Genomic DNA, 12,648 nt, shown 5'->3' with positions numbered 1-12,648 from the left:
ATTGTTCGTGTAGGTTACCGTGTTCGCATCGAAGGTTAGCTGCGTTCCATCTACCGCGGTATGGGTAAAGGTGCCATCGCCATTGTCTACCAGTACATCGCTGTTGCTTTCCAACAAATTGATGATCTCCGTATACACATCTCCCTGGTTTTGGATATCGGTCGCTACTTCATTGATGATATCGACTGTTAAGCTCTCCCCGTTATCATTCGTAAAAGTATAACTGCCGTCATTATTGTTCGTGTAGCTGACCGTATTCGCATCGAAAGTTAGTTCGGTCCCATCTACCGCAGTATGGGTAAAAGTACCATCGCCATTGTCTACCAGTACATCGCTGTTGCTTTCCAATAAATTGATGATCTCCGTATACACATCGCCCTGGTTTTGGATATCGGTCGCTACTTCATTGATGATATCAACCGTTAAGCTTTCTCCATTGTCGTTCGTAAAAGTATAAGTCCCGTCATTGTTGTTCGTGTAGCTTACCGTATTGGCATCGAAAGTTAGTTCGGTCCCATCTACCGCAGTATGGGTAAACGTGCCATCGCCATTATCCACCAGTACATCACTGTTGCTTTCCAACAAGTTGATGATCTCCGTATAAACATCACCCTGGTTCTGGATATCGGTTGCTACTTCATTGATGATATCAACCGTTAAGCTTTCTCCGTTATCGTTGGTAAAAGTATAAGTACCATCATTGTTGTTCGTGTAGCTTACCGTATTGGCATCGAAGGTCAGTTCGGCCCCGTCAACCGCAGTATGGGTAAAAGTACCATCGCCATTATCCACCAATACATCGCTGTTGGTATTCAACAAATTGATGATCTCCGTATACACATCTCCTTGGTTCTGGATATCGGTCGCTACTTCATTGATAATATCAACCGTTAAGCTCTCCCCGTTGTCGTTGGTAAAGGTGTAACTGCCATCGTTGTTATTGATAAAACTGGTCGTGTTCGCATCGAAAGTTAGTTCGGTCCCGTCAACCGCGGTATGGGTAAAAGTTCCATCGCCGTTGTCCACCAGTACATCGCTGTTGGTATTCAACAAATTGATGATCTCCATATAAACATCACCCTGGTTCTGGATATCGGTCGCTACTTCATTGATGATATCAACCGTTAAGCTTTCCCCATTGTCATTGGTAAAGGTGTAAGTCCCGTCATTATTGTTCGTGTAGCTGACCGTATTGGCATCGAAAGTCAGCTCGGTCCCATCAACCGTGGTATGGGTAAAAGTTCCATCGCCATTGTCTACCAATACATCGCTGTTGCTTTCCAATAAATTGATGATTTCCGTATACACATCGCCCTGGTTTTGGATATCGGTGGCTACTTCGTTGATGATATCAACCGTTAAGCTTTCCCCATTGTCGTTGGTAAAGATGTAAGTCCCGTCATTATTGTTCGTGTAGCTGACCGTATTCGCATCGAAAGTTAGTTCGGTCCCGTCAACCGCAGTATGGGTAAAGGTGCCATCGCCATTGTCTACCAGTACATCGCTGTTGCTTTCCAACAAATTGATGATCTCCGTATACACATCGCCTTGGTTCTGGATATCGGTCGCTACTTCATTGATGATATCGATCGTTAAGCTTTCCCCGTTGTCGTTCGTAAAAGTATAAGTACCATCATTATTGTTCGTGTAGTTGACCGTGTTGGCATCGAAGGTCAGCTGCGTTCCATCTACCGCGGTATGGGTAAAAGTTCCATCGCCGTTGTCCACCAGTACATCGCTGTTGCTTTCCAATAAATTGATGATCTCATTGTAAACATCACCTTGGTTCTGGATATCGGTCGCTACTTCATTGACGATATCGACTGTTAAGCTTTCTCCGTTATCGTTCGTGAAAGTATAACTGCCATCGTTATTGTTCGTGTAGCTGACCGTGTTGGCATCGAAGGTCAGTTCGGTCCCGTCAACCGCAGTATGGGTAAAGGTGCCATCGCCATTATCAACCAGTACATCGCTGTTGCTTTCCAACAAATTGATGATCTCCGTATACACATCGCCCTGGTTTTGGATATCGGTCGCTACCTCATTGATGATATCGACTGTTAAGCTTTCTCCGTTGTCGTTCGTAAAAGTATAACTGCCATCGTTGTTATTGATAAAACTGGTCGTGTTTGCGTCGAAGGTTAGCTCGGTCCCGTCAACCGTGGTATGGGTAAAAGTACCATCGCCATTGTCTACCAGTATATCACTGTTGCTTTCCAACAAGTTGATGATCTCATTGTAAACATCACCCTGATTTTGGATGTCGGTCGCTACTTCATTGATGATATCGATTGTTAAGCTTTCCCCGTTGTCGTTCGTAAAAGTATAAGTACCATCATTATTGTTCGTGTAGCTGACCGTGTTCGCATCAAAGGTCAGCTGTGTTCCATCTACCGCAGTATGGGTAAAAGTGCCATCGCCATTATCTACCAGTACATCACTGTTGGCCTCCAACAAATTGATGATCTCATTGTAAACATCACCTTGGTTTTGGATATCGGTCGCTACTTCATTAATGATATCAACCGTTAAGCTTTCTCCATTATCATTCGTAAAAGTATAAGTACCATCGTTGTTATTGATAAAACTGGTCGTGTTCGCATCGAAGGTTACTTCGATTCCTTCTTCATTGATATAGGTAAATGTTCCATCTGAGTTATTGGAAACAGAAGTTATTGTTTCAGGCAAGTATTCTCCTGAAATTAAAAATCTTCTCCATTCTCCATCATACCAATAATAATATCCGGGAACAACTTCAGCATTATTATTTGTATTAAAAACCAATAAACTTTGTACGTTTCCTGAAGAAATTGTTTGTTGATCGGTAATGCTTTCTAAGTTAACTCTAGGAATTAAAATACCTTTATCTTTCGCTTGTATGTCTAACTGTGCGGAAGAATTTGGCAAATCGGTACCCACGCCAACCTGAGATTTCGCGTAAAAAAAGCATAAAAAAGTAAGGGAGAGAAGTAAAGTTTTCCTCATACACGTGGGGCTTTGTGTAAAGTTTTTTAAATTAATAATTCAAAAAACAATAATCTATCTACATTTTCATTCGGACAAATATACCGATAAAAATGCAAAAACCACGATTAAAAGCAAAAGTTATTATTAAATTACTTCTTAAGTGTTAAATTTTGTTAATTATAAAATCATCACCATAAACAACAAATAGGCAAAACTCTTATTTTTTTCGCATATAGATAGAAATAGGAACTCCTGTAAACCCAAATTTATCGCGGAGTTTATTTTCTAAAAATCTTTTATAGGGATCTCTTACATACTGGGGAAGATTACAGAAAAAAGCGAATTGCGGCTGCGGCGTGGGTAACTGAGTAATAAATTTAATTTTTACATATTTCCCTTTATAGGCCGGCGGCGGAGTATTTTCAATAATAGGCAAAAGAGTATCGTTTAACTCCCTTGTTTTTATACGCTTGCTCCTATTTTCAAATACCTGAACTGCTGTTTCTATCGCTTTGAATATTCGCTGTTTGTTTAATACAGAAATAAACACAATGGGGACGTCTGTAAAAGGTTCGATTTCCTTTTTTATATCAGCCTCCATTTTTTTCATGGTGTTGGTTTCTTTCGATACCAAATCCCACTTATTCACTAAAATAACAATTCCTTTTCGGTTACGTTGAGCCAACCAGAAGATATTTTGTACCTGACCATCGAAGCCACGGGTAGCATCTAAAATGAGGATACACACATCGGAATGCTCAATCGCACGAACGCTTCGCATCACGGAATAGAACTCTAAGTCTTCTTTTACTTTAGTTTTTCTTCTAATTCCTGCGGTATCGACCAAGTTAAATTCGAAACCAAACCGATTGTACTTAGTATCTATTGAATCCCGGGTGGTTCCGGCAATATCGGTAACAATATATCTTTCTTCTCCTATTAAAGCGTTGATAAAAGATGATTTACCTGCATTTGGACGCCCTACCACCGCAAACCTTGGTAAGTTTTCTTCAACTTCTTCTGTTTCATCAGGTAAAGCTTCTACCAATGCATCTAATAAATCACCTGTACCACTTCCGTTGATTCCCGCAATAGTATAATATTCACCTAATCCTAAAGAATAGAATTCTACGGCATCTGCTGCTCTAGCGCTATTATCTACTTTGTTGACCGCTAGAAAAACAGGTTTATCAACCCTTCTTAGCAATTTAGCCACATCCTCGTCCATCGGGGTAACTCCAGAATCTACATCTACCATAAAGATAATAGCATCAGCTTCTTCAATGGCCAATTCTACTTGTTTATCGATTTCTGCTTCAAAAGCATCGTCACTTCCCAAAACGTAACCTCCGGTATCTATGAGCGAAAATTCTTTACCATTCCAATCTGATTTTCCATAATGACGGTCGCGCGTAACTCCACTCGCAGAATCTACAATGGCTTCCCGACGTTGAATTAAACGATTAAAAAAAGTGGATTTCCCTACATTAGGCCTTCCTACAATAGCTACTATATTGCTCATATCTAAAGGTATTTACGGCACAAAAATACAGCTTAAAATATAGATTTTAAGGTTTCTGAAATTTGTTTTTGTAAAATTTATATTGTGATTTTATTTTTTGTGATATCCGAAGCGCTTTAATTGAGTATCGCTGCTTCTCCAGTTTTTATTAACTTTTACATAAAGTTCTAAATGCACTTGCTTGCCAAAGAATTTCTCTAAGTCTTTACGGGCATCGATACCTACGTGTTTGATGGCTCTTCCTTTATGGCCAATAATAATCCCTTTTTGGGAGTCGCGCTCTACCATAATCACGCTTCGCATTCTGATAATTTCTTCTTCTTCAAAAAATTCTTCTGTTTCTACTTCTACACTATATGGAATTTCTTTTTTGTAATTGAGTAGAATTTTTTCACGGATAATTTCATTTACAAAAAAACGTTCAGGCTTATCGGTAAGTGCTTCTTTATCGTAGAAAGGTGGTGAATCTGGTAATAATTCTAAAATGCGATTAAATACTTCGGGCACTCCAAAATTTTCTAAGGCAGAGATTGCAAAAACCTCAGCATTGGGAACTTTTGCTTTCCATAAGGCTACTTGTTCTTCTACCAAGCCTTGATTGCTTTTATCAATTTTATTCAACAATAATAAAACTGGAATTTTCGAAGCCGTAATTTTTTTGAAAAAATTTTCGTCTTTTAACTCTTGTTCTCCTATTTCCACTAAATAGATCAAAACATCGGCATCTTCAAAAGCAGATTTCACAAATTCCATCATGGAAGATTGCAACTCGTAAGCGGGTTTAATGATTCCGGGAGTATCACTTAATACCACCTGAAAATCTTCTCCGTTTACAATTCCTAAAATTCGGTGACGGGTAGTTTGTGCTTTGGAAGTAATAATTGATAAGCGTTCTCCTACAAATGCATTCATAAGGGTTGATTTCCCAACATTGGGATTACCAATAATATTTACAAATCCTGCTTTATGTGCCATAATCTTATTTTATTGCTGCAAAGATAGCTTATAAATTAAAAAAGCCACTCTTTAGAAAAAGAATGGCCTAAATAGTTTTTATTGAAATATTATTCTATGATCAATCGATGAGATGGAGATTGTTTAGCTCCTGAAATATTCACCAAATATCTTAACAAAGAAAAAGCTTCTCAATAGATAAGCTTAAAAGGTTATTCTATAAATTATTTTTTAATTTGAAATGGACCAAACATCATTTGAAGAATTAATATCCGGCACTTGTTTCATTTTATCGAATTCTACTTTTTCTAACTTTTTAGGAGTTTCCAATAAATATTCCCAAGAATCACCACGTTGCCATATCTCTACAGGAAGGTTAAGTTTTTCAGTACTACCATCTTCAAAAGTAAAATTGAGTTTCATAGGCATGGGGATTCCTCCCTTATTGGCTAACGTAATCATGTAGCCGTTTTCTTTTTTAGAAACATCTTCTACTGCAAGGTCTATATTTTCATTTCCATAAAACCAACCTTTCCAAAACCAATTAAGGTCTTCTCCGGCTACATTTTCTATATGATTAAAAAAGTCTGCGGGTTGTGGATGCTTAAAAGCCCAGGTTTTTATGTAAGATTTAAATGCTCTGTCAAATCTTTCTTCTCCCAAAATATATTCCCTTAATAAAATTAACCCAACAGCGGGTTTGTAATAAGCAGTATAGCCTAAATTTCTAAGGTTAGTAACATCAGGATAATTATCTATTCCTTCTCGAGAATCCTTTATTAAATAAGGTTTTATTTGTCGGGTTTTTTCTAGATGCGATGGATATTCGCCATTATTAAAAGCATTGGAGCTATAATGATTGATAAAGGTATTAAAACCCTCATCCATCCAAGCATATTTTCTTTCATTAGAACCCACAATCATCGGGAACCAATTATGACCAAATTCGTGATCGGTTACTCCCCAAAGTGAAGCTCCTTTAGATTTCCAACTACAAAAACTTAAGCCGGGATATTCCATTCCTCCAACTGCTGCGGCAACGTTTACCGCATTTTTATAGGGATAAGGATAATATTTTTTTGAATAAAATTCTATGGCAGCTTTGGTGTATTCTGTAGATCTCGTCCAAGCCTCTTGGCCATCGCTCTCTTTTGGATAAGCAGATTGTGCCATCCCTTTTTTGCCGTTAGGTAAATTCATTTTGGCTGCATCCCAAATAAAAGCTTTTGATGCTCCAAAAGCTACATCACGTGTATTCTCCATTTTGAAATGCCAAGTATTTTTACCCGACGATTTTTTATATGCTTTCTTTGTACCTACTTCTTCAGGTTGAATAATATAAACCGTTTTTTCACTTTCTGAAGCCTTCTCCCAACGATTCAATTGGGTTTTGGTCAACACTTCTTTTGGATTTTGAAGTTGACCGGACCCTACTACTATCATATCATAAGGTACCGTAACTTTATAATCGTAATTTCCATATTCTAGGTAAAATTCTCCTGCTCCTAAATAAGGTTCTACATTCCATCCGGTAACATCGTCAAAAACAGCTACTCTTGGATACCATTGGGCCAAGGCATAAATCCAACCTTCTTCCACTTTCAACCTTCCCATACGATCCATCCCTTCTTCCGGAATTGTAAAGGAAAAACTCATCGAAAGTTCTACTTCATCACCTTGATCCTTTAAAGGTTCCTTTAAAAAAATCTGCATTCGGGTATCGTCAATAAGGTATTCGGCGTTATCGCCATCTACCTGAACATTACTAATATCGTAACCACCGCGGGTATCTCCGTTATATCGATTACCTCCCGGAGGTGTAGTTAATGTTCCTCTAGAGTTTTCGGTAAATCTATTTTGTTCTACATACAGCCAAATAAAATCTAGTTTTTCTGGACTGTTATTAATATATTCAATGGTTAAATTTCCAGTGATGGTATGATCTTCATCATTTAGTTCAACTTCAATTTCATAATTGGCCCTATTTTGCCAATATTCCGGACCGGGTTTACCGGAGGCTGTTCTGTAAACATTTCCTCCACGGTTCATAAAACCATCAAAAAGCGACTGATTGTTTTGTTTAACTTCTTGAGAATGTGCCGTGAATATTAGGGCTAAAAACGCTAGGTATCCTAAAAGCGAACTCTTTTTTGCGTACATAAAGTTTATTTAAGGTTTAATTCTGCTAATTTAAGAAAAGTAGTATCAATATTAAATTTCAATTTTACAGAACATAGTCGTAAATAGCCATAAAATGTGCAAATGATCCGGCTAAAACAAATACATGAAAAATAGCGTGATTAAATTTCAATTTTTCTATTAAAAATAAAACTGCTCCCAAGGTGTAGAAAGCTCCTCCGGCAAATAACCAAAATAAACCTCCTGAAGGTAAATTTTCTAAGAGGGGCTTAATGGCAAAAATGATAATCCACCCCATTAAAACATACATAATAGTAGAAATCACTTTAAATTTTCCAGTAAAAAACAGTTTTAAAGAGACACCAATAAGGGCTATACCCCAAACCACCGAAAAAATAATCCAACCGGTAGTGCCGGAAAGTGTTATTAAGGAAAAAGGAGTATAAGTACCAGCAATAAGAATGTAAATAGCCGAATGATCTAAAATATTGAGCCTATACCTCCACCTTTTTTTAGAGGCACTATGATAAACGGTAGAAGCAGTATAAAGCAAGAGCAAGCTCAGCCCAAAGACCACAGCACTCGCAAAATAAGTCGGATTGGAATGATGTATCGATTTTTGAATTAGCAAAATTAATCCCAAAACGCTTAAGGCAATCCCAAACGCATGGGTAACTACATTTAGTACTTCTTCTTTTTTAGAATAAAAATGTATTTTCCCTCCCATTTTTTTACTTTAAAAACCATTTCAATAACAATAAGATAAAATAAGCCTTATTTTATTACGAAATCACTAAAATTTAACTATTTAAACTCATCTATTTTAAGTACATTTAGAAAACTAATCCACAGTTGTTTAACTTAAAATAACAGCTATGAAATTTATCAAATTTACTTCTAACAGAATTTATATTGCTCTTATTACAATATTACTAATATTTAGTGTTCAACCCTTGATTGCTCAACAACTTACTTCAAGTTTCACCGAATATAAAGGAAAAGTAGTGGATGCAAAATCTTCTGATGAAATTGCTTCTACGCACCTACACATTAAAAATTCAACCATTTCAACCATCACCAATAGCGAAGGTGAGTTTTCACTAAAAGTACCTTCTTCCAATTCTAATTCAGTAGTGACTATTTCTGTACTTGGTTACCAATCTAAAAATATTCATTTAAATTATTTTGAGCTACCTTATACTATTATTTCCCTTGAACCTGCTGCAGAAGAATTAAGTGAAGTACAATTATTCTCAGCCACTAATGCAAAAGAATTAGTTAGGCAAACCCTAGCTAACAAAGGCACTAATTACATAAATGAGCCTTTGGTATTAACTGCATTTTACAGAGAAAATATTCAACAGCGAAACCATCATGTATCTTTAGCTGAAGCAGTGGTTAAAATTAATAAGCAACCTTACCACTCTGGTAAAAAGGATAAATTATCATTGTATAAAGCTAGAAAAAGTTCTGAATATAATAGCTTAGATACCCTTGCTTTTAAACTTCGAGGAGGCCCCTACACTCCCCTTTTTACGGATATCATGAAATACCCGGAGTTTTTATTTTTTAAGAACAGTATTGAAGGTTATCAATTTGATTTTGAATCTCCTACCCAATTAGGCAATAAATATTTATACGTAGTAAAGTTTAAAGAGCTCAACCATGCACAGCCTTGGTATTATGGAAAGCTTTATATAGACGCCAAAACATTAACGCTAGTAAAGGCCGATTATAGTTTAAATGTAGATGACAGAAAAAGCGCTATGAACATGTTTGTAAAAAAGAAACCCGGAGGTTCTAAAGTTTTCCCTATTGAAACGGCTTACCAGATAGATTACAATGAAAGCGATGGTAAATGGTATTATAGCTATGGAAATGCTTATATGAAATTTGTTGTAAATTGGAAAAACAAGCTATTTAACTCTCGTTATACGCTCACTAGTGAAATGATCGTCACTAACAGAGCCCCCTATTCTAAAAACTGGACTGTCAATGCGGAAGAGATTAAGCCTTCTATCGTAATGATTGATGACGTTTCCGGTTTTAGCGATGAAAACTTTTGGGGGCAAAACAATATTATAGAGCCCAATAAATCTATCCTGAATGCTATTGAGAAAATCAAAGATAAAATTCAATAATCAATAGCTTTTATTTTAATTTTTCTATTCTCTTCACCTAACCGGAAATCAAACTCTTCTCCTTCTTTTTTTCCGGTTATTTTTTTTGCTAACGGAGCTACAAAAGCAATTTTTTGTTTTTTAATATCGGCTTCATCTACTCCTACAATCTGAAATTTTTGTGGTTTACCATTTATCATTAATTCCACTTTAGCGCCAAAACGTATTTCATCCTTAGGTTGTTCATTCAAGTAAATTATCCTTGCCGTACTTATACGCTCTTTTAGTAAATTTATTTTACCATCAATGATTCCTGCAGCCCTTCGCTTTTCTGTTTCATTTTTAGTATCTAAAGAAGATCTTTCTCCTTCTAAATCTTTTAATTCTTGTTGTAAAGCCTCATAACCATTTGGAGTCACATAGTTGGTAACGCCTGCTGGCAGAGCTGCTCGTGGAGGTATGATCGGAGCTTCTTCTTGGTCTTCTTCTTTTACAAATCCTCTACTCATAATCCGTTATTTTTATTTAATAAAAATCCCCTTCCAAGCCGAAGCCCGAAAAGGGATTACTGTAATATAATAAATTTTATTCGATATTACAAATATTCTCCACTAGATCTATCAATTCATAATCATCGCTAATAGTCATTTGGCTATCATCACTTGTCATTATCACAGTAAAAGGATAATCAAAATTAATAGATTCGATAGTGCCAGAATAGTTAACGAAAAATTCTTGAGCCTGTGCTTGACTTGTAAAGGTTTCAGCTTCTCCGTTAACATATACAGTAATTGGAAAATCTACTGTAAAGCAATCGTCGGTAAGAGCTACAACATCGTTAACATCAATATAATCGTATCCACAATCGCTAATTAAAGCCTGAAACTCTGATTCCTCATTAATAGTTTGATTGCTATCATTCTGAATAACAGCAAATGGATATTGAATTCCTACCATGTGTAATTCTACAGTTTCTTCCAACAAAAGACTAAGTAATTGATTGTAGGTAGTCACCTCTACTGTTGAATCGTCATTATAGGATAAAACGATAGGATAATCAAATTGAAAACATAATTCGTTTTGAACAGATCTGCCGGTTATTCCTTGTACTTCCTTCATGTTTTCAAGGGTGGCCCTTAATGCCAAACTGCTCTCGATTTCTTTAGGAGGTTCTTCAGTATTCTTTTCTACTTCAGTTACATTCCCTTCATCTTCTGTACAACTAATAGCCATAGTGGCCATCATCAATAAAATTAAAATCTTCTTCATTTTCAAATGCGTTTTGTAACAAAAAAACAAATAATCTACCAAAAATTAAGATTCCAACTAAATGATTAACAAAAACTTAGAATTTAGATTAAAATAAATCAATTACCTTGAAAATAAAAAGAATGAAAGCAGCACAGATTAAAGCTAAAAATGGTGACTTTGAATTAGTAGAAATTGACAAGCCTTCTCCACTACCTAACGAAATTCTTATTAAAGTTGAAGCCTGCGGAATTTGCCACAGTGATAATTTTGTAAAAACAGGAGCTTTTCCGGGACTAGAATATCCTAGAACTCCCGGACACGAAGTTGTAGGTACCATCGAAGAATTGGGAAGTGAGGTTAAACAATGGAATAAAAATCAACGAGTTGGTATTGGATGGCATGGAGGTCATTGTTTTGAATGTGAGCCATGTCGAAGAGGTGATTTTGTGAGTTGTGATCATGCAAAGATTAGCGGAATATCTTACAATGGAGGTTATGCAGAATACATGACCGCTCCTCAAGAAGCAGTGGTATCCATCCCTGAAAAATTAAAATCTGCAGAAGCTGCACCTTTACTCTGTGCAGGGATAACCGTTTTTAATGCGATGAGAAATGCCGGATTAAGAGCGGGAGATTTAGTAGCGGTTCAAGGTATTGGCGGTTTAGGCCATTTAGCCATTCAATATGCCAACAAAATGGGTATGCGAACCATCGCCATTTCCACTAGTGACGATAAAAAAGATTTAGCCCACAAATTAGGAGCTCACGATTTCATTAATGCCAAAAAAGACAATGCCGCTGAAAAACTTCAAGAATTGGGCGGAGCAAAATTAATTTTGGCAACAGCTCCTAGTGGGAAGGCTATCTCTAGCGTAGTGGATGGGTTAGGAATTGACGGAAAATTACTTACCGTTGCAGCTACCGGAGAAGCCATGGAGGTTTCTACCATGCAATTAATCATGGGGAGAAAAACAATTGCTGGCTGGCCCAGTGGAACACCCATTGATTCTGAAGATACGTTAAATTTTAGTGCAATGACCAACACCAAACCTATGATTGAGGAGTATCCACTAGATCAAGTAAATGAAGCTTTTGAAAAAATGATGAATAATGAAGCGAGGTTTAGGATAGTTCTCAAACCCTAAAATGTGAACCTCATCAAAACTTATAAAATAAATAGCCGGGAATTCCCGGCTATTTATTTTATAAGTTAAAGAATCACTGTTCCTTTTAAATTTCTATCATACATGACAATACTCCCGGCTACCGAAACATTTAGACTTTTTGGTGACTTGAATTTTACTAGTTTATGGCATTTTTCAATAGCCTGATTGGTTAAGCCATGATCTTCAGCTCCCAATAAATAAACAGCTCGACGGGGATGATTGAACTCCTCGAGACTTTCAGCTTCTTCGGTTAATTCCACACCAATTAATAAGGCACTTTTAGGTAAATTACAGTAGAATTCTTCTAGATTATTATAATGAAAATAAGGCATGGCTCCAACCGCTTTATGGGTATCGCATGCCTGTTTATGGTACCTATTGCCTATGGTAAAGATAAAACTAGCCCCTAAATTTTGAGCAGAACGCCATAAAACCCCTAAATTTTCAGGGGTTTTACCATTCTGTATACCAATACCAAAATAACCTTGTTCTAAATTGTTTACCATGGTAATATTACTTCAAGGTAAAA

10 protein-coding genes are annotated in these 12,648 nt (G+C 36.6%); 2 read left to right on the top strand and 8 right to left on the bottom strand.

Annotation, left to right across the window (positions count from 1 at the left end):
* The 5 genes from FVB9532_RS17480 to trhA all read right to left on the bottom strand — a co-directional run.
* Positions 1-2,985, bottom strand: a 2,985-nt coding sequence (locus tag FVB9532_RS17480) for a beta strand repeat-containing protein (RefSeq protein ID WP_150546473.1), incomplete at its 3' end; no start/stop codon positions are given.
* A gap of 199 nt (positions 2,986-3,184) precedes the next feature.
* Positions 3,185-4,489, bottom strand: coding sequence for a ribosome biogenesis GTPase Der (gene der, locus FVB9532_RS17475; RefSeq protein ID WP_150546472.1), 1,305 nt, complete (start codon positions 4,487-4,489; stop codon positions 3,185-3,187).
* Between the two features lie 90 nt (positions 4,490-4,579).
* The gene (gene era, locus FVB9532_RS17470) at positions 4,580-5,464 is read right to left on the bottom strand and encodes a GTPase Era (protein ID WP_150546471.1); all 885 of its coding nucleotides are present in this window, start codon (positions 5,462-5,464) and stop codon (positions 4,580-4,582) included.
* Positions 5,465-5,674: 210 nt separating this feature from the next.
* Complete coding sequence (locus FVB9532_RS17465) at positions 5,675-7,603, bottom strand: M1 family metallopeptidase (protein ID WP_150546470.1); 1,929 nt, start codon at positions 7,601-7,603, stop codon at positions 5,675-5,677.
* A 64-nt stretch (positions 7,604-7,667) separates the two neighbouring features.
* Positions 7,668-8,309: a PAQR family membrane homeostasis protein TrhA gene (gene trhA, locus FVB9532_RS17460; protein WP_150546469.1), complete on the bottom strand. Its 642-nt coding sequence runs from the start codon at positions 8,307-8,309 to the stop codon at positions 7,668-7,670.
* Between the two features lie 148 nt (positions 8,310-8,457).
* Here trhA and FVB9532_RS17455 point away from each other — a divergent pair, with 148 nt between their 5' ends.
* Positions 8,458-9,723, top strand: a complete 1,266-nt coding sequence (locus tag FVB9532_RS17455; protein ID WP_150546468.1) for a carboxypeptidase-like regulatory domain-containing protein — start codon at positions 8,458-8,460, stop codon at positions 9,721-9,723.
* On the opposite strand, the gene FVB9532_RS17450 is transcribed toward FVB9532_RS17455, so the two are convergent.
* The gene (locus FVB9532_RS17450) at positions 9,717-10,211 is read right to left on the bottom strand and encodes a GreA/GreB family elongation factor (RefSeq protein WP_150546467.1); all 495 of its coding nucleotides are present in this window, start codon (positions 10,209-10,211) and stop codon (positions 9,717-9,719) included. The two genes, FVB9532_RS17455 and FVB9532_RS17450, sit on opposite strands and share 7 nt — an antisense overlap.
* Before the next feature lie 76 nt (positions 10,212-10,287).
* Positions 10,288-10,971 carry a hypothetical protein gene (locus tag FVB9532_RS17445; protein WP_150546466.1) on the bottom strand — a complete coding sequence of 228 codons (684 nt, stop codon included), beginning with the start codon at positions 10,969-10,971 and terminating at the stop codon, positions 10,288-10,290.
* 122 nt (positions 10,972-11,093) lie between these two features.
* Between FVB9532_RS17445 and FVB9532_RS17440 the strand changes: the two genes are divergently transcribed.
* Complete coding sequence (locus FVB9532_RS17440; RefSeq protein ID WP_150546465.1) at positions 11,094-12,098, top strand: alcohol dehydrogenase; 1,005 nt, start codon at positions 11,094-11,096, stop codon at positions 12,096-12,098.
* A gap of 65 nt (positions 12,099-12,163) precedes the next feature.
* Here FVB9532_RS17440 and FVB9532_RS17435 read toward each other — a convergent pair whose 3' ends face one another.
* Entirely contained in the window at positions 12,164-12,625 is a 462-nt protein-coding gene (locus FVB9532_RS17435; protein WP_150546464.1) for an RNA methyltransferase, read from the bottom strand.
* Positions 12,626-12,648: the final 23 nt, after the last annotated feature.

It is taken from the genome of Mesonia oceanica (assembly GCF_902499555.1).
Classification (GTDB): Bacteria; Bacteroidota; Bacteroidia; order Flavobacteriales; family Flavobacteriaceae; genus Mesonia; species Mesonia oceanica.
The sequence above is the reverse complement of the archived record's forward strand: the minus strand, read 5'-3'. Positions and strand labels throughout refer to the sequence as shown.